Annotated in this window: 25 protein-coding genes; 17 read left to right on the top strand and 8 right to left on the bottom strand. The window is 53.8% G+C overall.

From position 1 onward, the window contains the following. Nucleotides 1–3 precede the first annotated feature (3 nt). Genes rfaC through IB212_RS00580 form a run of 4 tightly spaced genes read left to right on the top strand, consistent with a single transcriptional unit; the run spans nt 4 to nt 4,207 of the window. Nucleotides 4–987: a lipopolysaccharide heptosyltransferase RfaC gene (gene rfaC, locus IB212_RS00595; protein WP_047366919.1), complete on the top strand. Its 984-nt coding sequence runs from the start codon at nt 4–6 to the stop codon at nt 985–987. A gap of 3 nt (nt 988–990) precedes the next feature. Beyond that, nucleotides 991–2,091 carry a glycosyltransferase family 9 protein gene (locus IB212_RS00590; RefSeq protein WP_041911661.1) on the top strand — a complete coding sequence of 367 codons (1,101 nt, stop codon included), beginning with the start codon at nt 991–993 and terminating at the stop codon, nt 2,089–2,091. Nucleotides 2,092–2,096: 5 nt separating this feature from the next. After that, a complete protein-coding gene (locus tag IB212_RS00585; protein ID WP_041911662.1) occupies nt 2,097–3,005 on the top strand; it encodes a glycosyltransferase family 2 protein in 909 nt (302 codons plus the stop codon). Continuing rightward, entirely contained in the window at nt 2,993–4,207 is a 1,215-nt protein-coding gene (locus tag IB212_RS00580) for an O-antigen ligase (protein WP_041911663.1), read from the top strand. The genes IB212_RS00585 and IB212_RS00580 overlap by 13 nt, the downstream gene beginning before the upstream one ends. Before the next feature lie 24 nt (nt 4,208–4,231). Here the strand turns inward: IB212_RS00580 and IB212_RS00575 are convergent, their stop codons facing one another. Further along, nucleotides 4,232–5,188, bottom strand: a complete 957-nt coding sequence (locus IB212_RS00575) for a polysaccharide deacetylase family protein (protein WP_041911664.1) — start codon at nt 5,186–5,188, stop codon at nt 4,232–4,234. A gap of 150 nt (nt 5,189–5,338) precedes the next feature. Between IB212_RS00575 and rfaQ the strand changes: the two genes are divergently transcribed. The 7 genes from rfaQ to coaD all read left to right on the top strand — a co-directional run bounded on the left by rfaQ (nt 5,339) and on the right by coaD (nt 12,231). Further along, a complete protein-coding gene (rfaQ, locus tag IB212_RS00570) occupies nt 5,339–6,409 on the top strand; it encodes a putative lipopolysaccharide heptosyltransferase III (protein WP_188245830.1) in 1,071 nt (356 codons plus the stop codon). Beyond that, nucleotides 6,406–7,533 (top strand): glycosyltransferase family 4 protein, encoded by a 1,128-nt coding sequence (locus IB212_RS00565; protein WP_041911666.1) that lies wholly within the window; start codon nt 6,406–6,408, stop codon nt 7,531–7,533. Before rfaQ ends, IB212_RS00565 begins: the two co-directional genes overlap by 4 nt. Before the next feature lie 2 nt (nt 7,534–7,535). Further along, the gene (locus IB212_RS00560) at nt 7,536–8,636 is read left to right on the top strand and encodes a glycosyltransferase (protein ID WP_041911667.1); all 1,101 of its coding nucleotides are present in this window, start codon (nt 7,536–7,538) and stop codon (nt 8,634–8,636) included. Nucleotides 8,637–8,647: 11 nt separating this feature from the next. Beyond that, on the top strand, nt 8,648–9,637 hold the full coding sequence (locus IB212_RS00555) for a glycosyltransferase (RefSeq protein WP_028015021.1): 990 nt from the start codon (nt 8,648–8,650) through the stop codon (nt 9,635–9,637). Between the two features lie 66 nt (nt 9,638–9,703). Beyond that, nucleotides 9,704–10,978, top strand: a complete 1,275-nt coding sequence (gene waaA, locus IB212_RS00550) for a lipid IV(A) 3-deoxy-D-manno-octulosonic acid transferase (RefSeq protein ID WP_028015020.1) — start codon at nt 9,704–9,706, stop codon at nt 10,976–10,978. After that, nucleotides 10,978–11,748 carry a glycosyltransferase family 2 protein gene (locus IB212_RS00545; protein WP_041911668.1) on the top strand — a complete coding sequence of 257 codons (771 nt, stop codon included), beginning with the start codon at nt 10,978–10,980 and terminating at the stop codon, nt 11,746–11,748. Before waaA ends, IB212_RS00545 begins: the two co-directional genes overlap by 1 nt. A gap of 3 nt (nt 11,749–11,751) precedes the next feature. After that, nucleotides 11,752–12,231 carry a pantetheine-phosphate adenylyltransferase gene (gene coaD / locus IB212_RS00540; RefSeq protein WP_041911669.1) on the top strand — a complete coding sequence of 160 codons (480 nt, stop codon included), beginning with the start codon at nt 11,752–11,754 and terminating at the stop codon, nt 12,229–12,231. 2 nt (nt 12,232–12,233) lie between these two features. Here the strand turns inward: coaD and mutM are convergent, their stop codons facing one another. The 4 genes from mutM to radC form a co-directional block, all read right to left on the bottom strand. Next, a complete protein-coding gene (mutM, locus tag IB212_RS00535; RefSeq protein ID WP_028015018.1) occupies nt 12,234–13,043 on the bottom strand; it encodes a bifunctional DNA-formamidopyrimidine glycosylase/DNA-(apurinic or apyrimidinic site) lyase in 810 nt (269 codons plus the stop codon). Between the two features lie 72 nt (nt 13,044–13,115). Beyond that, nucleotides 13,116–13,283, bottom strand: a complete 168-nt coding sequence (rpmG, locus tag IB212_RS00530; protein WP_003024094.1) for a 50S ribosomal protein L33 — start codon at nt 13,281–13,283, stop codon at nt 13,116–13,118. Between the two features lie 22 nt (nt 13,284–13,305). Continuing rightward, on the bottom strand, nt 13,306–13,542 hold the full coding sequence (rpmB, locus tag IB212_RS00525; protein ID WP_002436699.1) for a 50S ribosomal protein L28: 237 nt from the start codon (nt 13,540–13,542) through the stop codon (nt 13,306–13,308). Between the two features lie 218 nt (nt 13,543–13,760). Continuing rightward, nucleotides 13,761–14,426, bottom strand: a complete 666-nt coding sequence (radC, locus tag IB212_RS00520; protein ID WP_028015017.1) for a RadC family protein — start codon at nt 14,424–14,426, stop codon at nt 13,761–13,763. Nucleotides 14,427–14,599: 173 nt separating this feature from the next. On the opposite strand from radC, the gene coaBC reads away from it, so the two are divergent. From coaBC to slmA, 3 genes are all read left to right on the top strand, one after another. Further along, nucleotides 14,600–15,811 carry a bifunctional phosphopantothenoylcysteine decarboxylase/phosphopantothenate--cysteine ligase CoaBC gene (gene coaBC / locus IB212_RS00515; protein WP_155963383.1) on the top strand — a complete coding sequence of 404 codons (1,212 nt, stop codon included), beginning with the start codon at nt 14,600–14,602 and terminating at the stop codon, nt 15,809–15,811. Further along, a complete protein-coding gene (gene dut / locus IB212_RS00510; RefSeq protein ID WP_015570042.1) occupies nt 15,789–16,247 on the top strand; it encodes a dUTP diphosphatase in 459 nt (152 codons plus the stop codon). Before coaBC ends, dut begins: the two co-directional genes overlap by 23 nt. 118 nt (nt 16,248–16,365) lie before the next feature. Further along, nucleotides 16,366–16,962: a nucleoid occlusion factor SlmA gene (gene slmA / locus IB212_RS00505; protein ID WP_041911671.1), complete on the top strand. Its 597-nt coding sequence runs from the start codon at nt 16,366–16,368 to the stop codon at nt 16,960–16,962. A 41-nt stretch (nt 16,963–17,003) separates the two neighbouring features. Here slmA and pyrE read toward each other — a convergent pair whose 3' ends face one another. Further along, on the bottom strand, nt 17,004–17,645 hold the full coding sequence (gene pyrE / locus IB212_RS00500) for an orotate phosphoribosyltransferase (protein ID WP_041911672.1): 642 nt from the start codon (nt 17,643–17,645) through the stop codon (nt 17,004–17,006). Nucleotides 17,646–17,713: 68 nt separating this feature from the next. Next, complete coding sequence (gene rph, locus IB212_RS00495; protein ID WP_010426431.1) at nt 17,714–18,430, bottom strand: ribonuclease PH; 717 nt, start codon at nt 18,428–18,430, stop codon at nt 17,714–17,716. 125 nt (nt 18,431–18,555) lie between these two features. On the opposite strand from rph, the gene IB212_RS00490 reads away from it, so the two are divergent. Next, entirely contained in the window at nt 18,556–19,419 is an 864-nt protein-coding gene (locus IB212_RS00490) for a YicC/YloC family endoribonuclease (protein WP_028015013.1), read from the top strand. A gap of 206 nt (nt 19,420–19,625) precedes the next feature. Beyond that, on the top strand, nt 19,626–20,243 hold the full coding sequence (locus IB212_RS00485) for a trimeric intracellular cation channel family protein (RefSeq protein ID WP_023334014.1): 618 nt from the start codon (nt 19,626–19,628) through the stop codon (nt 20,241–20,243). Between the two features lie 2 nt (nt 20,244–20,245). Here the strand turns inward: IB212_RS00485 and ligB are convergent, their stop codons facing one another. Beyond that, the gene (ligB, locus tag IB212_RS00480; RefSeq protein WP_188245831.1) at nt 20,246–21,916 is read right to left on the bottom strand and encodes an NAD-dependent DNA ligase LigB; all 1,671 of its coding nucleotides are present in this window, start codon (nt 21,914–21,916) and stop codon (nt 20,246–20,248) included. A 251-nt stretch (nt 21,917–22,167) separates the two neighbouring features. Here ligB and gmk point away from each other — a divergent pair, with 251 nt between their 5' ends. After that, nucleotides 22,168–22,791: a guanylate kinase gene (gene gmk / locus IB212_RS00475; RefSeq protein ID WP_010426438.1), complete on the top strand. Its 624-nt coding sequence runs from the start codon at nt 22,168–22,170 to the stop codon at nt 22,789–22,791. Nucleotides 22,792–22,797 lie beyond the last annotated feature (6 nt).

Here is a 22,797-nt window from a genome sequence, read left to right as displayed (position 1 = left end):
CGGATGCGGGTATTGATCGTTAAAACCTCCTCAATGGGCGATGTGCTGCATACGCTACCGTCGCTGACGGACGCGATGCGGGCCATCCCCGGCATCCGTTTTGACTGGGTGGTAGAAGAAGGCTTCGCGCAGATCCCCACCTGGCATGAAGCGGTTGACCGCGTGATCCCGGTCGCGATTCGCCGCTGGCGCAAAGCGTGGTTCTCCGCGCCGATTAAAGCCGAGCGTAAAGCCTTCCGTGAAACGGTGCAGGCGCAGCGTTACGACGCGATTATCGACGCGCAAGGGCTGGTGAAAAGCGCGGCGCTGGTCACGCGTCTGGCGCACGGCGTAAAGCACGGCATGGACTGGCACACCGCCCGCGAACCGCTGGCGAGTCTGTTCTATAACCGCCGCCACCACATCGCAAAGCAGCAGCACGCCGTAGAACGCACCCGCGAGCTGTTTGCGAAAAGCCTCGGCTATGCGAAACCGGAAGCGCAGGGCGACTACGCCATTGCGCAGCACTTTTTGCGCAATACAGATCCCTGTGCTCAGCCTTATCTTGTCTTTCTGCATGCCACAACGCGCGACGATAAGCACTGGCCGGAAACGCACTGGCGAAGGCTGATTGAACTAATGCAACCCTCCGGTATCCATATTAAACTCCCGTGGGGCGCTGAGCATGAGCGGCAGCGTGCGGCGCGTCTGGCAGCAGGCTTTTCCCACGTCGAGGTGTTACCCAAACTCACGCTGGCGCAGGTTGCCGCAGAGCTGGCAGGCGCTAACGCCGTTGTTTCCGTGGATACGGGTTTAAGCCATTTAACCGCGGCGCTGGATCGCCCAAATATCACCCTTTTTGGCCCGACCGATCCCGGCCTGATCGGGGGCTATGGCAAAAACCAGCATCAGATGGTCAGCCCGACTCAGCAAACGAAGGATATCAGCGCAGATGCGATTTTTTCATTTTTACAGGGCAGCCGTTGGCTTTCCAACAGGGATATTTAACCCATGAGTTACGTATTTCTGCTGATTTTACTCTTTCCGGTGAAGCTTATCCGGAAGCTGTTGCGCAAAGAGACAGGGAAAAACCTGGTCATTCAGACAGCCAAAATCGGTGATTTTGTTAATGCAACGCCTCTTCTGGCCTGGCTGCAAAAAAGCGACGTACTCATCAGCCGCAGCGTGGGTGCGCTGGCGAAGCACGACGAGACGGTCGAAGAGATTTATTTTATTGAGCAGCATAAGCGTAACCTGTGGCGTAAGCTCTGTTTCGCCTGCAGGATCATGAACCGCTATGACAACGTCTACCTTCTGCAGCCTAACAGCGTGAATCTTTTTTTCGCCTCCGTTTGTAACGCCAAAAACAAGCAATTTTTAAGCACTTACACGCGCAGGTGGTATCACGGGATTTTCTATTCAACGGCCGATGGTACGGTTGACCACGGTAGAAAAACGTTAACAGTCACTGACTATCTTAAGCTGGCCGACCGCGCTCTGACCTGGCAAGACTCTCCAAAGCACGCCACAAAGCCACTGTTTAAACCCGCGACTTATCCGGCGATCCTTGATAAACCCGGCGCGGTCCGCATTGGCATCAGTATCGCCGCCGGGAATAAAGCCAAAACCGTTCCGCCTGTCATCTGGAAGCAAATTGCCGATCGTCTCGCCGACCTGCCCTGCGAGTTTTATGTCTTTGGCGCCCCAAATGAACAGTCCTGGATGGATGACATCACCCGCGCTTACGGTGAACTGCCCAACTTTATTAATCTGATTGGCAAGATCTCGCTTGAAGAGCTTCCGTGGGCAATTTCTAAAATGGATTGTTATATCGCCTCCGACTCGGGGAATGTCTACATCGCCGATGCGGTTGGCGTGCCGGTCGTCTTACTGTTCGGTCCGTGCTGTCACTACGAGCAGCGCCCGCTTGGCAACGTGTTGCTGATTGGCAACGATGATAATATTTGCTCGTATGTTTTTGAAACTCGCTATTATTTCCCGCAAGGCCGGGAAGAACTCTTCGCGGTAACAGATGAATCGCTGGACGAACTCAAACATTTCATTTGCGGGCTACCAACAGCGAAATCTGCCTTTGATGCTCAGGGGAACTAATTACTATGGCTTTTCTCAGCATCATTATTGCCGCACATAATGCCGAAAACACGCTTCACGCCACGCTGGAAAGTCTGCAAAACGCGATTGAGAATGCAGGCGATGATGTAGAAGTTATTATCATTAATGACAGTTCCAACGATTCCACGCAGGATATTATTGAGGCGTGGTTGCCAAAGCTTCCGCATGCGCAATGCCAATACGTTGAGTACCGTAACGTAGGGCATGTTCGAAACAGCGCAGTCTCGCTGGCGTCAGGCGATTACATCACGATGCTTGATAGCGACGATCTGTTAAAGCCGGGTAGCATCCGGGATGCCATCGCCTTCCTGAAAGCAGAGCGTCCTGATATGTTGCTGACGCGCCTGCTGGAAATACGCGATATGCGGAAAATCACCTCCGCCTGGCAGGGATTCACGCCCGTCTCATTATCGCAAAATGATGCAATAAAGCGTTTCCTGCAGCACAAAGATTTTCAGGCGCATCTGATCGGGCAATTCATCCACCGCAAGCTGTATGCAAGCAACCCGATCCCGTCTATGGTCTGCTATGAAGATTTCGCGGTATTTCCCGGCATGCTGATGCAATCGCACAAAATATTCTATCAGCGCCAGGGACACTACTATTACATCAAACGCAGCGACAGTTTGTCGAGCCGTCTTGACGCCAGCAAAATCGCCACGCTGATTGAATGTACACTACAGATGGAAAATACATTCCCGCAATCATTTAAGCAGCTTATTAATTGCCACTGGTTTGATATTTACAGTAATCACCGACAATATCTGACCGACCTGCAGCTCAAACAGGTTAAGGCGCGGGTAAACGCACTTTATTCTTTCTCTTTTTTCTTCTCCAGAGATGTACGTTTCAGCTACAAAAAAAGGGTCATTGAGGCATTATGGAAAAAGTAAAACTGCGGCTCTATCAGCTGACGCTGATTTTGAGCCTCATTTCGTTTGCACTGGCGCTGCTGAGCTCAGGTAAACAACGCGAATTTTTCTATATTGCGGTTTATGCCAGCATTATCGGCTTAGCTTGCGAATATAAAAAAATCACCCTGCGCCCCTTTTCAATCGCGCTCCCCATATTGCTGATTGGGCTACTCAATCTTGTCTGGTATATGGTGTACGAATACCATAGCGAAGGTTTAAACGCTTACAGCGATTATCTGGGTGCCAGTAAGAAACTGATATTAGCGAGCATTCTCGTTTTTTATCTTGATCGGTTTAAAACTTACGTCGATAAAAGCGCTTTCCAGAAGTACTTCCTGTACGCGGCAGGTACAGGGTTTGTCCTCGCCACGGGATATGGCTTATGGCAGGCCTGCCAGGGAATGGGGCGTATCGAGATGGCCATAAATCGTGCGACCGTGTCAGCCTATGTATACTCTGTACTGTCGCTGGCGCTGATATACAGTCTTTATCTTCAGAAAAACAGAAAATTGTATGTTGTAGCGGGTCTCACCGTATTAATTTCCTGGTTCGTTATTCTTTTGACAGGGACGCGTGCTGCCATGGGGCTGTATTTGCTTATGGCGATTGTGCTGACCCTTTACCATTTCAGAAGAATTCACCTTAAATCAATGCTGATTTTCTTATGTGTTGTGGCGGGCATTATTATCGTTAGCTACAAACCGTTGATCTCGCCTAAGATAGATCAAACGCAGAGGGAATTTGCAATCTACCAACAAGGCATCGACGCCACGTCACTCGGGGCGCGTTTTTCCATGTGGACAGTGGGTCTTCAGAACGGTCTGGCCCACCCACTGGGACAGTCAATCGAAGATCGCGAGGTATGGTCACAGCATTATGTTCAAGAGGGGCACCCGCACCTCGTATCCGCACTCGAGTATATCAGGATACATCTGCACAATGAATTTATCGAAAAATACTCTCTGCAGGGGCTTCCGGGTCTGGCGATATTACTCTTTTTCTTCGTTTCGATGATCGCTTACGCGCTTAAAAACCGAAATGGCCTGCTGCTGACAACGATGCTTCTCTTATTACTCTATGGCCTGACGGACGTCATTTTATTGAGCTCAGAAGCCCTAATATTCTTTGTTACTCTGTTTGCATTGAGTACTCCCTTCTCGCAAACCAGACAACATCACTAAGAGATAATGCCCGCCAGCCGGGCATTATTTTTTCTTGTATTGATAAAACTCCGCCAGCGTCATCCCCACCGTCTTATCGGATAGCCAGCTAAAAAGCGCTTCTAAATCCTGATATAACCCTTCAATCGCCGCCTCATCTTTAAAGGTCGGACTTCCGCCTGGCATAAATTCAGACGAGTGAAGCATAAACTCCACATAATCCTGTCCCTGCGACAGGCATTGCTGCGCGACCTGAATCATCTGCGACGCATTGCCACCGGTCGGTCGTAGCCAGTTCACGGAAGGCGAGCGATATTTACCGCGAAGCCGATCGTATCCCTGTTTGATCGTGTTCAACCAGGTCGGATGTTTATACTGAATGCTCATCGGCACTTCGAGTAAGGGGCTATTTCCCGCCCGGGAAATAGTATCTAAATCCATAAAATAGGCGTGGTCGGGGAAATGCTGATAATCCGTTCCACCATTGCCCTGCGGAGCACCTTTCGCATTGCGCCAGTTCACGCGTGGCGTCACGGAGCAATCAACCTGGTAGCCCAGTTCAACGAGCAATTTTGCATAGCGGCTATCAAATGCCCAACGCCCGGCGCGGTGGCTCAGCATTTTGGTCTGGAATGTCTCTTCCAGCAGACGGGTCATGAACAGCACTTTCTCACGCATCACCTCGTCTGAAAATTCAATCAGATACGGTTGCCAGCGCCAGTCATCTCCCGTGAGATCGTGCTCAGGTGGGCTATTCCATGCGTGAAGGTGCATTCCCACCTCCCCCTGACCGCGAGCGATCGCGTCCCTGGCGAATTCAATGAAAACGGGCTCGATTGCCATCTCGTAGTTTGTCAGCCATACGGGCTTAAAACCAAAACGCTCACAAAGGGCCTGGAACCGGGCCAGATAGCGCGCATTTTCCGTTTTAATGACGCGGTGATTCTGCCAGAGATTATCGCCCTCAGTATCAATCGTGATGATAAACGCTGGTTTTTTCATAATGAGTCCGCATGACAGGGAAGTTAGCGCTATGTTACGCACTCACCAAAGCCTGAGTAAAGCCTCCCTGGGAAATTCCTGAGATTATGGAGAAAGAGTGCAAGTCGCTACCAGGTCTATTAGAATTGCCAACAGTACAACGCCGATAAGATGATGATGAATAACTTACCTGACACGCCTGATTTGCGCATTCTACTGATCAAACTCCGCCATCATGGCGATATGTTATTGACCACCCCCGTCATTGATTCATTACGTCAAAAATGGCCACAAGCGCAAATTGACGTGCTGTTGTATGAAGAAACGCGCGATATGCTCGCCGCGCACCCGACGATTGGCACTATTTATGGAATCGATCGTAAATGGAAGCAACTGGGCACGCTAAAGCACCTTCAAAAGGAGTGGCAGCTGCTCTGCGAGTTACGAAAGCAACATTATAATCTGGTGATAAATCTTGCCGATCAGTGGCGTAGCGCTATCGTCACCCGTTTCACCGGTGCGCCGGTTCGCCTCGGATTCGCCTTTAACAAACGCAACAATCCATTCTGGCGTTTCTGTCATAGCGATTTAGTCTCTGTTGCAAATCACAAATCCCTGCACACTGTCGAACAAAATCTCTCCATTCTGTCACCATTACAGGTCGCGCCTGAGCCAGCTGTTACCATGGCCTACAGTGCAGAAGACTGGCACCACGCCCACCAGCAGCTGGTGCAAAAAGGAGTGGGCGATAACTACATCGTCATTCAGCCGACATCACGCTGGTTCTTCAAATGCTGGGATGAAAGCAAAATGGCGCAAACCATCACCGCGCTGCAGCAGGATGGGCATACCGTTGTACTCACGGCCGGGCCGGATAAAAAAGAGCTGGCGATGATAGATCGCATACTCGCCGCCTCACCGAAAACGGGGGTCGTCTCGCTGGCGGGACAGCTAACGTTGCGCCAGCTGGCCTCACTCATCGACCACGCGTGTCTTTTTATTGGCGTTGACTCCGTTCCGATGCATATGGCCGCCGCGCTGCAGACGCCCTGCGTGGCGCTGTTTGGCCCTTCCAAACTGACGTTTTGGTCTCCATGGCAAGTCAACGGTGAAGTCATCTGGGCTGGCGACTACGGTCCCCTTCCCGATCCCGACGCTATTGATACCAAAACGAAAGAACGCTATCTCGACGCCATTCCTGTTGATGCTGTCGTCTCCGCTGCAAGGAGATATTTGTCATGAAACACCATCGTCTGGCGATTGTTCGCCAAAAGTATCGCCCTGATGGCGGAGCGGAGCGCTTCGTTTCACGTGCGCTCACCGCGCTGAGCAATCAGAATCTTGAACTCAACGTCATTACGCGTGAATGGCAGGGCGAGAGACAGGACGACTGGCATATCCATATTTGCGACCCGCGCAAATGGGGCCGAATTAGCCGCGAACGCGGGTTTGCCCATGCTGCCCGCGCGCTGTGGCAGCAACAGCAGTTTGATATTGTGCAAAGCCACGAGCGGATTCCGGGCTGTGATATCTACCGCGCTGGCGATGGCGTTCATCGCCGCTGGCTGCTACAGCGTGCGCGCATCCTGCCCGCCTGGCGCGCGAAAATGCTGATGGTCGACCGCTATCACCGCTACGTGATGCACGCCGAGCGTGAAATGTACCAGGCGCCAGAGCTGAAAGCGGTTATCTGTAATGCGGAAATGATCAAACGCGAAATCGTTGAAGACTTTGATATTGACGCAAAAAAGATACATGTGATTTATAATTCAATTGATTCCAGCCGCTTCGTTCCAGCCCAGGAAGCACAGCGTGCCGCGCTGCGTCAGCAATTTGGTTTGCCAGCCGATGCCGTGGTGTTCTGTTTTGTAGGATCGGGTTTTGAACGAAAAGGATTGGCCAGCGCCATACGCGCTATCGCAGGAACTTCAGCCTGGCTGATTGTGGTTGGACAGGATAAAGCAGAACATCGTTATCGTGACCTCGCCCGTTCATTGGGCTGCGAAGGGCAAATCCGTTTCCTGGGGATGCAGAAAGAAACGCTGCCTTTTTATCAGCTATCCGATGGTTTACTGTTGCCAACGCTGTATGATCCCTTTCCAAACGTCATTCTTGAAGCGATGGCCTGCGGCTTGCCCGTCATTACTTCAGAGAGTTGCGGAGGCGCTGAATTTATTCAGCAAGGCCAGAACGGATTTTATTGTGACGCCCTGGATATCAACACATTGAAGGAGGCAATTGCAGCCACTCCTTCTCTGGGAAAAAATAACACGATGGGGCAAGCGGCACGTGAACGGGTAAAAGACGCCACCCCCGAAAAACTGTCAAGTCAGCTTATTTCGCTTTATCAAAAATTACTGGATTAAAAATGCGCATCCTAATGATTATTGATGGTTTACCCGGTGGGGGAGCTGAAAAAACAGTTCTTACACTTTCCAGCGGATTAACGGAAATGGGGCATCAGGTCTCCCTTTTCTCTCTGCGGAAAGTGTGTGATTACGCCATCCCGGAAGGCATTGATTATCAGGTGGTCCAGGATACCTGCAAAAAACCGTGGCGCAAGTTGACGGAGATCCCACGCCGAGCCCGCCTGCTGGATCAGGCAATTGAGCGGGCTGAGCGCAGCGGAAAATTTGACGTTGTGTTCTCTCATCTGCACAAAACTGACCGCATTGTGGCGCACTGCCGCGCGCTGGAGCGTGAAAAAGTCTGGTTCTGCGTGCATGGCATGTTCTCTTTCTCCTATCTTCGCCATCGCAGCGGGCTTTCGCGCTGGTTTAAGCATCTTAAAATTCGTCATACCTACGAAAACCGAAACGTTGTCGCCGTCTCAGGCGCCGTGCTGAAAGACCTTTCCGAGACCCTGGCTCTGAAACTCCGGCGTAAAGCGGTTATCCACAATCCTTTTGATATCCCTGAAATTCAGCGTCTGGCGGATGCCCCCTTCGAGATGCAAGGGAAGGATTACATCATCCATGTCGGCCGCTTCCATGAACACAAACGCCACGACCGTCTTTTACGCGCGTTCGCACAGAGCCAGCTCGACACTACGCTTGTCATGATGGGCAATGGTTCCGAAGCCAAAATTCAAAAGCTCAAACAGCTTGCCCGCGACCTGGGTATTGAAGACAAGACGGTTTTCCGTCCCTTCGACTCCAATCCCTACCCCTGGATTAAAGGGGCACGCCTCTTAGTGTTAAGTTCTGACTGCGAAGGTTTTGGTAATGTGCTGGTGGAATCCATTATCTGCCAGACGCCACCGGTCAGTACCAATTGTCCGGGTGGTCCCGCAGAAATTCTCACCGGCGCCTTAGCGCGCGGGCTGGCAGAGCTAAATGACGCGTCACTGGCAAAAACCCTGGTAGATATTTATACCGCCCCGCCGGTCGTTGGCGATGCAACGATTGCGTCGTTCGGTATCAATGCCATTTGCCAGCAGTACATTGCTTTGGTCGACAATCAAAAATAATCAGGTTTCTTATGCAAAATTCAGCGCCATTGTTAAGCGTGGTGGTTGCCGTTTATAACGGCGAAGCTTTTCTGGATCAGTTCTTTACCTGCCTTGTGAATCAACGCATCGACAGCATGGAAGTCATTATTGTCAATGATGGCTCGACTGACCGCTCGATGCAGATCGTCGAAAGCTGGCGTGAAAAACTGCCGCAGATGCAGGTGATTGAACAGCAAAACCAGGGCGTTTCCATTGCGCGGAATACCGGCCTGGCCGTTGCAACCGGTCAGTATCTCTCTTTCCCGGATATTGATGACGTCTTCAAACCTGGCATGTACCAGCGTCTGCTGGATATGGCCGTCACGCAGGATCTGGATGTCGCCACCTGCAACGGCAACTACGTCTGGGAAAATGATAAGAAACCGTCTCGACCTATCTTCCCCGAGGATAAACTCGCCTCAACGGGCGTTATGACGGGCCCGGCATGGTTAAAGATGGCGCTGGATTCACGTAAGTTCCTGCACGTGACCTGGCTTAATATCTATCGCCACGATTTTATTCGTAAACACAGTTTCCATTTCGAACCCGGCCTGCGCCATCAGGATATCCCGTGGACTACCGAGGTGCTGCTTGCCGCAGAGCGCGTTCAGTACACCAGTGAACGCTTTTATGACTACTACATTCACTCTGCCTCGGTATCGCATACGCCGGATAATGACGACACGCTGATCCGCTCCGCGCGCCACTACATGAAAATCCTGCAGATGCTTGATGCCATTAACCAGCGTTACCCGGATAAAGTGAAAAATATCCCCGCCTGCCACTGGCAAATCGCCAAAGAGGGGCTGGGGATCATTCATACCTTCGACAACATGAAGGATGAGACAAAGAAAACAATGATTATCAAAGAGTTCTTCGACACCGGGATCTGGAAGCTTATCTGGAAAAGTGCCAAAAGCCCGCGTTTGCGCTGGCGCCTGGGCCGACGCTACTTCCGTTTAAAACGGTATCTGGCATAAGAGATAGCTTTACCTGGCTTAAATGCTTAGAATTTGCCCGCCGAAACTAAAAAGACGGATAATCGCTTGGAATTGTTGTATACCGCCCTGCTCTATATCATTCAGCCACTGGTGTGGCTGAGACTGTTGCTTCGTAGCCGTAAAGCGCCTGCGTATCGTAAACGCTGGGCTGAACGCTATGGCTTTTGCCGCAATAAAGTCGCCCCGGACGGTATTTTGCTGCATTCCGTTTCTGTCGGTGAAACGCTGGCGGCGATCCCGCTGGTTCGCGCTCTGCGCCACCGCTACCCGTCTCTGCCGATTACCGTCACCACCATGACGCCAACCGGCTCAGAGCGCGCGTTATCCGCGTTTGGCAAAGACGTTCATCACGTCTACCTCCCTTACGATCTGCCCTGCGCTATGAATCGTTTCCTGAACACCGTTCGCCCGAAGCTGGTGATCGTGATGGAAACCGAGCTGTGGCCGAACATGATTTCCGCTCTGCATGCCCGTAAAATTCCGCTGGTGATTGCCAACGCGCGCCTTTCAGAGCGCTCGGCGAAAGGCTACGGCAAGCTGGGCAAATTTATGCGCCGCCTGCTAAGCAAAATCACGCTGATTGCCGCGCAGAACGAAGAAGACGCGGCGCGCTTTATCTCCCTGGGCCTGAAGCGCAACCAGCTTGCCGTGACCGGCAGCCTGAAATTCGATATTTCCGTTACCCCTGAACTGGCCGCCCGCGCCATCACGCTGCGCCGCCAGTGGGCTCCGCGTCGCCAGGTCTGGATAGCGACCAGTACTCATGAGGGCGAAGAGGCGATTATCCTGCAGGCGCACCGTAAGCTGCTGGAAACCTTCCCGGACCTACTGCTGATTCTGGTGCCTCGTCACCCCGAACGTTTTAAAGATGCCCGCGAAATGGTGCAGAAAGGCGGCTTCAGCTTCACCCTGCGCAGCAGCGGAGAGATCCCTTCCGGCAGTACCCAGGTGGTGATTGGCGATACGATGGGCGAACTGATGCTGCTCTACGGCATTGCTGACCTCGCCTTTGTTGGCGGCAGCCTGGTGGAGCGCGGAGGCCATAACCCGCTGGAGCCGGCAGCCCACGCCATTCCTGTGTTGATGGGTCCACACACGTTTAACTTCAAAGATATCTGCGCTAAATTGCAGCAGGCCGATGGTTTAATTACCGTGACCGATGCGGACTCGGTGGTCAAAGAGGTTTCAACCCTTCTGACGGACGAAGATTACCGCCTGTGGTACGGTCGCCACGCCGTCGAAGTGCTGCACCAGAACCAGGGCGCACTCACCCGTCTGCTGCAGCTTCTGCAACCTTATCTGCCTCAGCGGAGCCACTAATGTCTACGCGTCTGTCGGTCGTCATGATCGCCAAAAACGCCGCCGACCTGCTTCCGGACTGCCTGGCCTCCGTCGCCTGGGCTGACGAAATTGTTATCCTCGACTCCGGAAGCACGGACAACACGGTGGACATCGCCCGGGCTGCGGGCGCAAAAGTCTTTACCGATACCGACTGGCAGGGCTACGGCATTCAGCGCCAGCGCGCGCAGGGTCACGCCACGGGCGATTATGTGCTGATGATCGACACCGACGAGCGCGTCACCCCGGAACTCCAGCAGGCCATTCAGGCGGTGCTTTCCTCACCCCAGCCTGGCGCCGTATACAGCATCGCGCGTCGCAACTACTTCCTTGGCCGCTTCATGCGCCACAGCGGCTGGTATCCGGATCGCGTAATGCGCCTCTACGAGCGCGGGCGCTTTCAGTACAACGACAACCTTGTCCATGAGTCACTGGCCTGCGACGGCGCCCAGGTCATCCCCCTGACGGGTGATTTGCTGCATCTGACCTGCCGTGATTTCGCCAGCTTCCAGCAAAAGCAGCTCAACTATGCCACCGCATGGGCGCAGGAACGCCACCAGCGCGGCAAGAAGGCCTCGCTGACAGGAATCTTCACCCACACGCTGGGCGCGTTTCTGAAAACGCTGCTGCTGCGCGGCGGCGTGCTGGATGGTAAGCAGGGCTGGTTACTGGCGGTAGTGAATGCCCAGTATACTTTCAACAAATACACCGAGCTGTGGGCGCTCTGCCGCGGCTACTCAGAGAAAACGTGAGCCATGAGCACAAAAGCGATTTATCCGGGTACCTTCGATCCGATCACTAACGGTCATCTTGATATCATTACCCGTGCAGCGTGCATGTTCGACAAGGTGATTCTGGCGATTGCCGCCAGCCCCAGCAAAAAACCGATGTTTGATCTCAACGAGCGCGTGGCGCTTGCCACCGATGCGATTGCGCACCTGCCGAATGTTGAAGTTGTCGGGTTCAGCGATCTGATGGCTAACTTCGCCCGCGCCCAGCAGGCCAATATTCTGATTCGTGGCCTGCGCGCGGTGGCAGACTTCGAGTATGAGATGCAGCTGGCGCACATGAACCGCCACCTGATGCCGGAACTGGAAAGCGTATTCCTGATGCCGTCAAAAGAGTGGTCGTTTATCTCGTCAACGCTGGTAAAAGAGGTGGCGCGCCATCACGGGGACGTTACCCATTTCCTGCCGGATAACGTCCACCAGGCGCTGATGGAAAAGCTAAAGTAGTTCTATTTCTGACACTGGCGGCAGTAGAACGTGGCGCGCTGGGCGTGCTTCGTGGCAATAATCGGCGTCCCGCATGCCCTGCATGGCTCGCCCTTACGGCCATACACCTGCAGCTCCTGGGCAAAATAGCCTGGTTTACCGTCGCTCTGCAGAAAATCCTTCAGGGTGGTCCCGCCTTGCTCAATCGAGCGCAGCAGCACTGCTTTAATGACCCGAACCAGCAGCTCACACTCCTGCGCGGACAGCGACGAGGCCAGCCGATCGGGATGGATCCCGGCCGCGAACAGCGATTCACTGGCGTAAATATTCCCCACGCCGACCACCAGCTTATTATCCATCAGCCAGGGCTTGATCGGGGTCTTTTTCTTCGCGCACTTCTCTTTCAGGTAGTCCGCATTAAACGCGTCTGAAAGCGGCTCAGGGCCCAAATGCGCCAGCACGTTGTGTCCTTCCAGCTCCTTCGTCCACAGCCACGCGCCAAAGCGCCGCGGATCGGTGTAGCGGAGCACTTTGCCGTTGCTCATTACCAGGTCAACGTGATCGTGTTTTTCCGCAGGCAATTCTTCGGTCAGGATGCGCAGGCTCCCGGACATCCCAAGATGGATAATGATCCAGCCGTCAGGCAGCTCCAGCAGCAGGTATTTCGCGCGGCGCTGCACGCTAAGGACGGGTTTGTCGCTTAACGCGTGGATCTCATCGGACACCGGCCAGCGCAGTCGTCCATTGCGAACGACGGCATGAAGAATAGTCGCGCCGACCAGATGGGGCTCAATGCCGCGACGGCTGGTCTCTACCTCAGGTAATTCAGGCATGGTTCCTCCGTTGAGATGCAGAATGCAAAAAACCCCGCAGTTGCGGGGTTTTTCAATACAAGGAGGCTAAAATTATTTGATTTTAGCTTCTTTGTACAGTACGTGCTGGCGTACAACTGGATCGAATTTTTTCAGTTCCAGTTTTTCCGGCTTAGTACGTTTGTTCTTCGTGGTGGTGTAGAAGTGACCTGTACCAGCAGAAGAAACCAGCTTGATTTTCTCGCGAATACCTTTAGCCATGATTTATTTCCTCTTTAAGTACTTAGTACTTTTCGCCACGGGCACGCAGTTCAGACAGAACTGTATCGATGCCTTTCTTATCGATTACACGCATACCTTTAGCAGATACACGCAGGGTGACAAAACGCTTCTCGCTCTCAACCCAGAAACGGTGAGAGTGCAGGTTCGGCAGGAAACGGCGTTTAGTCGCGTTCAGTGCGTGGGAACGGTTGTTACCGGTCACCGGACGCTTGCCAGTAACTTGGCAGACTCGGGACATGTCTATTCTCCAAAAATCAAATTAGCTCGAGCTTCGTATGGGGTATCGGCGCCTCGTCAGGCTTTACAGCCCGGTCATCGCGTAGTTCTAAGTGAACTCTCGATTGCCAGGCCCAAATGCCAAACCCGAGATTCTCAAAGGTGGCGTAGTATACGCTGACTCGGCGGTGTGCTCAAGTCCCGAACAGACAAAGATCCCGATGGATCGCGAGAAATAGCCTAAATCCAGCCATGTTCTGCAAAAGAAATGTACTCTCCGCGGCCAATTATCAGATGGTCCAGAACACGAATGTCCATGAATTGACAGCATTTGATAATGCGTTCGGTGATTTCTTTGTCAGCTCTGCTCGGTTCTGCACAGCCAGAGGGGTGATTATGCGCGAGGATCACCCCCGCTGCATTCACTTTTATCGCTTCACGCACAATTTCACGCGGATGTACCTCAACGTGGCTCAGTGTACCCGAAAACAGGCGGCTGTGCTTCAGTACCCGGTTCCTGTTGTCGAGAAAGATCACCATAAAGATCTCCCGCTCCAGACCGGATAGCTGGCTTTGCAAAAATTCGCGGGTCATGTCAGGGGTAAGGATCGGATCTTGCTCCTCCATCTGTACGTTATAAAATCGCCGGGCAAGTTCAGCAATACCCCGTAACTGGGCATACTTCGCGACGCCAATGCCTTCTACGTGCGTAAACGCCTCCAGTTCGGCTGTCAGCAAACCATGTAGTGAACCAAAATGGTCTATCAGATTTTTCGCCAGCGTAAATACCGTTTTTCCCTTCGTACCTGTACGTAAAAAGAGCGCCAGCAGCTCCTCGTCTTTTAATAACGCGACGCCATGACGCAGCATTTTTTCGCGCGGTAGCAGCAGTTCAGTCTCTTCCATGCCCGGCCTCCTTCTGTTTGCCATTATGCTGCCACAGGCAAATCCGGGGCTCGACGCTGAGGTTTCGTTCTTGCGTAGCGCCTCGCAAAGTGCATAAAGGACTTCATCACCCCCTATTTGGGATTGTGGTAAAATGCCCGCTCTCTGGTGAAACCCAACAGGAAAGAATCATGATGAGCCTGGCCGGTAAAAAAATCGTTCTTGGCGTGAGCGGCGGCATTGCTGCCTATAAAGCGCCGGAGCTGGTGCGTCGTCTGCGCGAGCGCGGGGCGGACGTGCGGGTCGCGATAACCGAAGGCGGTAAAGCCTTTATCACCCCTCTGAGCCTGCAGGCGGTTTCAGGATACCCGGTATCTGACAGCCTGCTCGATCCGGCCGCCGAAGCCGCGATGGGGCATATTGAGCTTGGGAAATGGGCCGATCTGGTGATTCTTGCCCCTGCCACGGCAGATTTAATTGCCCGCGTGGCGGCCGGTATGGCGAACGATCTGGTTTCGACCATTTGCCTCGCGACGCCTGCGCGCGTCGCCGTTGTGCCCGCCATGAACCAGCAGATGTACCGCAATGCCGCCACCCAGCATAATCTGGAGACGCTGGCTTCGCGCGGCCTGCTTGTCTGGGGCCCGGACAGCGGCAGCCAGGCCTGCGGCGACGTTGGCCCGGGGCGTATGCTCGACCCGTTGACGATTGTGGATATGGCCGCCGCCCATTTTTCACCTGTCAACGACCTGCAACATCTCAACATCATGATTACCGCGGGCCCGACGCGCGAACCGCTGGACCCGGTGCGTTACATCACCAACCACAGCTCCGGTAAAATGGGCTTTGCGATTGCTGCCGCAGCGGCAAAACGCGGTGCTAACGTCACGCTGGTCAGCGGCCCGGTCTCGCTACCTACGCCACCTTTTGTACAGCGTATTAATGTTACCACCGCGCTGGAGATGGAAGCCGCCGTGCAGGCTCATGCGCAACGCCAGCAGATTTTTATCGGCTGTGCGGCCGTGGCAGACTATCGCGCCGAGACCATCGCCGAGTCTAAAATCAAAAAGCAAGGCGATGAATTAACACTGAAAATGGTGAAAAACCCGGACATTGTTGCCGGTGTCGCCGCATTAAAAAGCCATCGTCCTTACGTTGTTGGATTTGCCGCAGAAACGAATAATGTGGAAGAATATGCCCGGCAAAAACGTACCCGCAAAAACCTCGATTTAATTTGCGCGAACGACGTATCGCTGGCAACGCAAGGATTTAATAGCGACAGCAACGCACTGCACCTTTTCTGGCAGGATGGAGATAAAATCTTACCGCTTGAGCGCAAGGAACTCCTGGGCCAACAATTACTGGACGAGATCGTTACCCGTTATGATGAAAAAAATCGACGTTAAGATTCTGGACCCGCGTGTTGGCGAGCAATTCCCGCTGCCAACCTATGCCACCTCCGGCTCTGCCGGACTTGACCTGCGCGCCTGTCTCGATGACGCCGTAGAACTGGCTCCCGGTGCCACTACCCTGATCCCGACTGGCCTGGCGATCCACATTGCAGACCCGTCTCTGGCGGCAGTGATCCTGCCGCGCTCGGGTCTGGGCCATAAGCACGGCGTAGTGCTGGGTAACCTGGTCGGCCTGATCGACTCCGACTACCAGGGTCAGCTGATGGTGTCCGTCTGGAACCGTGGTCAGGACAGCTTCACCATTGAACCGGGCGAGCGTATCGCGCAGATGGTTTTTGTACCGGTGGTACAGGCAGAATTTAACCTGGTGGCAGACTTTGATGCCACCGACCGTGGCGAAGGCGGCTTCGGCCATTCCGGGCGCAAATAACCGCCCGACACACGTATCTCGCAGCGCCATAACGCAATAACAAACCGCAAACGTCAGTTTGCGGTCGCTGTGTGGATGCCAGCCTGGCAAGTGCTTATTTTCAGGGGTATTTTGTAACATGGCAGAAAAACAAACCGCGAAAAGGAATCGTCGCGAAGAAATACTTCAATCTCTGGCTCTGATGCTTGAATCCAGCGATGGCAGTCAACGCATCACTACCGCCAAACTGGCCGCCTCTGTGGGCGTGTCTGAGGCGGCGCTGTATCGTCATTTCCCCAGCAAAACAAAAATGTTCGACAGCCTGATCGAGTTTATTGAAGACAGTCTGATCACGCGCATTAACCTGATTCTGAAAGATGAGAAAGATACCACCGCGCGTCTTCGTCTGATTATGCTGTTAATTCTGGGCTTTGGGGAGCGCAATCCGGGTTTAACCCGTATCCTGACCGGCCACGCGCTGATGTTTGAGCAGGACAGGCTGCAGGGCCGCATCAATCAGCTTTTTGAGCGTATTGAAGCACAGCTGCGCCAGGTGCTGCGCGAGAAGAAAATGCGTGAAGGCGAAGGATACAATACGGATGAGACATTGCTGGCAAGCCAGATACTGGCGTTTTGTGAAGGCATGCTCTCCCGCTTTGTGCGCAGCGAATTCAAATACCGACCAACGGACGATTTTGACGCCCGCTGGCCGTTAGTGGCAGCGCAGCTGCAGTAGCACCGCAGGCCCGGTAAGCGTAGCGCCGCCGGGCATTTTAATTACACGCCAAACTCTTCGCGATACGCCCGCACCGCCGCCAGGTGATCCGCCATCTCTGGCTTCTCTTCCAGATACGCAATCAGGTCTTTCAGAGTAATGATAGAGGTCACTTTGCAGCTGTAATCACGCTCTACTTCCTGGATAGCAGAGATATCGCCGCGACCGCGCTCCTGACGATCAAGAGAAATCAGCACGCCAGCCAGCGTCGCACCGTTGGCCTGGATAATCTCCATAGATTCACGGATCGCGGTGCCTGCGGTAATCACGTCGTCGACCAGCATCACGCGGCCCTGCAGCGCGCTGCCCACAAGATTACCGCCTTCACCGTGGGTTTTGGCCTCTTTGCGGTTAAAGCAGTACGGCACATCACGGTCATGGTGCTCCGCCAGCGCCACCGCCGTGGTGGTTGCAATCGGAATGCCCTTGTACGCCGGGCCAAACAGCAGGTCGAAATCAATCCCGGAATCCACCAGCGCTTCGGCATAGAAGCGGCCTAACAGTGCCAGATCGCGCCCGGTATTAAACAGCCCGGCGTTGAAGAAATACGGGCTCTTACGCCCGGATTTCAGCGTAAATTCGCCAAACTTAAGTACCTGTTTATTAATCGCAAACTCAATAAACTGGCGCTGATACGATTTCATGGATTCGCTCCTTTGGTTTTTTCTGTCTTACAGGCAAAAAAAAAGCGACTCATTGGTCGCCTTTAAAATCAATTTTCTAACGCCGCTTTTTGCGTCGTTACAATGGATTCGATTCCCCCTCGGGCCAACGCCAGCAGGGAGAGAAGTTCTTCATGGGTGAACGGCTCACCTTCCGCCGTCCCCTGCACCTCAATGATGCGACCATCTTCGGTCATCACCACGTTCATGTCCGTCTCGGCGGCAGAATCTTCAACATATTCCAGATCGCAAAGCGCTTCACCATTAACGATCCCCACGGAAACCGCCGCGACCATCCCTTTCATAGGGTTGGTTTTCAGCTTACCAGCTGCAACCAGCTTGTTCAGGGCATCGGCCAGCGCCACACAGGCACCGGTAATGGACGCGGTACGCGTGCCGCCATCTGCCTGAATCACGTCGCAGTCCAGGGTAATAGTGAATTCACCGAGGATTTTCAGGTCAACGGCGGCGCGCAGCGCACGTGCGATCAGGCGCTGGATTTCCATGGTACGTCCACCCTGCTTACCCTTTGCCGCTTCACGGGCGTTACGGGTATGGGTCGCGCGCGGCAGCATGCCGTACTCGGCGGTGATCCAACCCTGGCCCTGACCTTTCAGAAAGCGCGGAACACCTTCTTCGATGGACGCGGTGCAAAGCACTTTGGTGTCACCAAACTCAACCAGCACGGAGCCTTCAGCGTGTTTTGTATAGTTACGGGTCAGGGTGACGGGACGCACCTGATTGGCGCTACGACCTGATGGACGCATGATGGATTCTCCGGCTTGAAACGAATGTGGCTGCGCATTATACGGATAAAGGACGCTTATTCCTATCCTGAGAAGCCCCCGAAAGCTATAATCCCCCCATCTCTCCTTTAAAAACGGGAATGTCTATGATCCGCAGTATGACCGCCTACGCCCGGCGTGAAATCAAGGGTAGCTGGGGTAGCGCTACCTGGGAAATGCGTTCGGTAAACCAGCGCTATCTGGAAACATATTTCCGTATGCCGGAACAGTTCCGCAGCCTTGAACCTGTAGTGCGCGAGCGTATCCGTACGCGTCTGACCCGCGGGAAAGTGGAATGCAACCTGCGCTTTGAGCCCGATGCCAGCGCACAGGGCGAGCTGATCCTCAACGAAAAACTGGCGAAACAGCTCGTTAATGCGGCGAACTGGGTCAAAATGCAGAGCGATGAAGGCGAAATCAACCCCGTTGATATTCTGCGCTGGCCTGGCGTCATGGCCGCCGGCGAGCAGGATCTGGACGCGATTGCCGCAGAAATTCTGGCAGCCCTCGACGGCACGCTGGATGACTTTATCGTTGCCCGCGAAACCGAAGGTCAGGCGCTGAAAGCGATGATTGAGCAGCGCCTTGAAGGTGTCAGCGCTGAAGTGGCGAAGGTTCGCGCCCATATGCCGGAAGTGCTGCAGTGGCAGCGCGAGCGTCTGGTCGCCAAGCTGGAAGAAGCGGAAGTTCAGCTGGAAAACACCCGTCTGGAACAAGAGCTGGTGCTGATGGCGCAGCGTATCGATGTTGCTGAAGAGCTGGACCGTCTGGAAGCACACGTTAAAGAGACCTACAACATCCTGAAGAAGAAGGAAGCTGTAGGCCGCCGTCTGGACTTTATGATGCAGGAGTTCAACCGCGAGTCGAACACTTTGGCGTCTAAGTCTATCAACGCTGAAGTGACCAACTCAGCGATTGAACTCAAGGTTCTGATTGAGCAGATGCGCGAGCAGATCCAGAATATTGAGTAATCGCTTTTTGGATGGTGTCGGCTGATGCCATCCATTATTATTTCTAATCCGAATTCCCGCCTCTTTTCAAATTCAGCAGCCAAGTATCAAAGATATTCAACATGTATTGATTAAATTTTATAGGTGAAACCCAATCGCCTTAGAAAATCTCAATCGTGATCTTGCGCACAAATCGCTAACCTTTCCGCGTTCACACCGGAGGGTATATGCTGCTTCACATTCTTTATCTTATTGGTATCACCGCTGAAGCCATGACTGGCGCTCTCGCCGCCGGGCGTCGCCGGATGGACACCTTCGGCGTGATCATTATTGCCACTGCAACCGCGCTGGGCGGCGGTTCCGTGCGCGATATCCTGCTTGGCCATTACCCGCTCGGCTGGGTGAAACATCCTGAGTATGTGATTATTGTCGCAACGGCTGCCGTATTAACCACCATAGTGGCACCCGTTATGCCCCATCTGCGCCGCCTGTTCCTAGTGCTTGATGCACTGGGGCTGATCGTCTTTTCTATCATCGGCGCGCAAATCGCGCTCGATATGGGGGAAGGCCCGGTTATCGCCACCATTGCTGCCGTGGTGACGGGCGTTTTCGGCGGCGTGCTGCGCGATATGTTCTGCAAACGCATTCCTCTGGTCTTCCAAAAAGAGCTGTATGCCGGCATCTCCTTCGCCGCAGCGGTGCTCTACATTGCCCTGCAGCATTACGTTTCAAACCACGACGTGGTGGTCATCTCCACGCTGCTGTTTGGCTTTACGGCCCGCATGCTGGCGCTGCGTCTGAAGCTCGGATTGCCCGTGTTTCACTATAAGCACAGCGCCCACTGATCTCAGAACCCATTGATGTGCTGCTGAGCAAGCCACCTGACCAGCACATCGATCTCTGGCGCGTGCAGCCAGGCAACGATTTGCCGCGCCGTCTCCGCTCCCGTACCCGGCAAGGCCTGCCAGGCCTTTTCACTGCGTTCGCTCATCTTCTGCCACGACACATCTTCCAACGCCTTCAGCGAGGCCTGTGGCAGCGGAACACCCAGCGCCATAATCCAGCGGATAAAAGGCTGCTCATGCACCTGATTAAAGCGATGCCAGAGCGCCAGCCCGCGTGCGGCAGAGAATCCCGGCGTCGACTGCAGTTGCTCCTGCGTTAATAGCAGCCACGAAAAGAGATGTTCAAAATGATGCGCCTGCCAGAGTGTGCGCCAGCCTGACTCACCTAATCCTTCAATGTTGAATACCTGCTTTGAACTGAGCCACGTCAGCCGGGCAAAGAACTGTTCCATACACTCCGGCGAGGCATAAAAGCAACTCAGGGAGTGATAACGCGAGGCCGGAGGCTCTGGTTTTTGTCTGTCCGCCCCTCGCCAGACCACCTTATCAAACCGGGGGATACCCTGCCCTGCCAGGCTGACCTGGATCTGATCGCCCGGGACAATATCCAGCCTCTGCCAGCGTCCAACCGAACCGAGACTCACGCGCTGCACCCGTTTATCGTCCAACTGCACAGGCTCAAGTGCCGCCACGACAGAAATTTTGCCCGTGCGCCCCACGGAAAAAAGAATATTCCTGACCTCTGCCACCTGTGCCGCAGGCGAATATTTCCACGCGATAATCCAGTTGCCTTCGCCGGGCAGCCAACTCTCCCCTGTAGGTGGCTCCGCAGACCGAACCACTATGCCATCCGTGGCAAAGGGCAATGCCGTGTTTTGCCAGGCCAAACGCTGTTTTTCAACAGAATCAACCGCTTGTACGGGCAACGTATAGCGCGCCGTCAGGGAAAAGCCTGCGCTGGACAGCTCAGACAGCCTGTTTTCCATTCCCTTCGGTCCATCCGGCCAGGCCCAGATAAATATTCCTGTCTGGCTCAAAAGCGCGTTGTCCTTTTGTCGCATCATCGCGCCCGCCACTTTTGCGCGAGCATTCATTCCGCCCATCTGCCGCTGGACGTGGTTTTCGCGTAGCCAGAAAAGCTCCCCCTGTAAGACGCTGTTTGCAAGCGCGCCGGATACCTCCTTGGGCACGGACGGGATCAAACGCACGCGGGCCGTCCAGTCCTCGCCTTTTAGCCCATTACCACGGCTGATGGCCCGCGCTAGCTTTCCGTTGCGATACACCAGCGTCACCGCCACGCCATCAACTTTTGGCTGCATCCAGAGATTTTTCCGGCCGTGCATCCAGTGACCCAGCGCTTCTTTGCTGGCTGCTTTACGTACCCCCGTATGGGCAACAGGATGTTTTACGTTTCCCTCCAGCGCAGGAAGGGCGCTCTCAGCAAAATCGTTGCCGAAACAGCGCTGCCACTGGGTTAAACGGCCGTTGAGCTGGTCATACACTTCGTCACTGACCTCGCTCACCCCCAGCTTCCAGTAAGCTTCATCCCAGCGTTTGATTTGTGCACTTAATGACGCAATCTCTTTTTCGGCTTTTGCCTGTGACCACACCGGGCACACCGCCGCCCCGTAACCACACCACAACAGCATTAACCCGCTTATCCACCGCCACATCGCTATCCCTCCTTTGCAATGCAGGAGGTATAACCTGACGTGAGAAACGACGCTAATAGCAACCTTTCACGTTGCGATGCGCTATCCAGCGTTAATTTTTATTGCTGCAAACCGCAGGTAAAACCTGAAAACGGTACGCAAAATTCAATAATCCAGGGGAAAAAGTGTGACAAAGGCTACGTCACACAGCGGCGACGTGTATAATAAGCCCGTATGTAGGACTTCTTCGTTAACACATACAAAAGACTCTCATGGCTCAAGGCACGCTTTATATTGTTTCTGCCCCTAGCGGCGCGGGTAAATCCAGCCTTATTCAGGCACTGTTAAAAACCCAACCGTTGTACGACACACAGGTTTCTGTTTCTCACACCACGCGAGCGCCGCGTCCGGGTGAAGTGCACGGTGAACACTATTTCTTTGTGGATCACGACGAGTTCAGAGCGATGATCGGCAGAGATGCGTTTCTTGAACACGCAGAAGTGTTTGGTAACTACTACGGCACCTCGCGTGAAACCATTGAGCAGGTTCTGGCGACGGGCGTGAATGTGTTCCTCGACATCGACTGGCAGGGCGCACAGCAAATTCGCAAGAAAATGCCTGACTCGCGCAGTATCTTTATTTTACCGCCGTCGAAGGATGAGCTGGATCGCCGCCTGCGTGGCCGCGGTCAGGACAGTGAAGAAGTCATCGCAAAGCGTATGGAACAGGCAGTTGCAGAAATGAGCCATTACGCGGAATATGATTACCTTATTGTGAATGATGATTTTGATGCCGCGCTGAGCGATCTCAAAACCATTCTTCGCGCAGAACGACTGCGTATGAGCCGCCAGAAGCAGCGACATGACGCATTAATCACCAAACTGTTGGCAGACTGAACCCAC

Origin of the sequence: Enterobacter sp. E12 (assembly GCF_014596715.2) — a bacterium.
Taxonomy (GTDB): domain Bacteria; phylum Pseudomonadota; class Gammaproteobacteria; order Enterobacterales; family Enterobacteriaceae; genus Enterobacter; species Enterobacter bugandensis.
The sequence above is the reverse complement of the archived record's forward strand: the minus strand, read 5'-3'. Positions and strand labels throughout refer to the sequence as shown.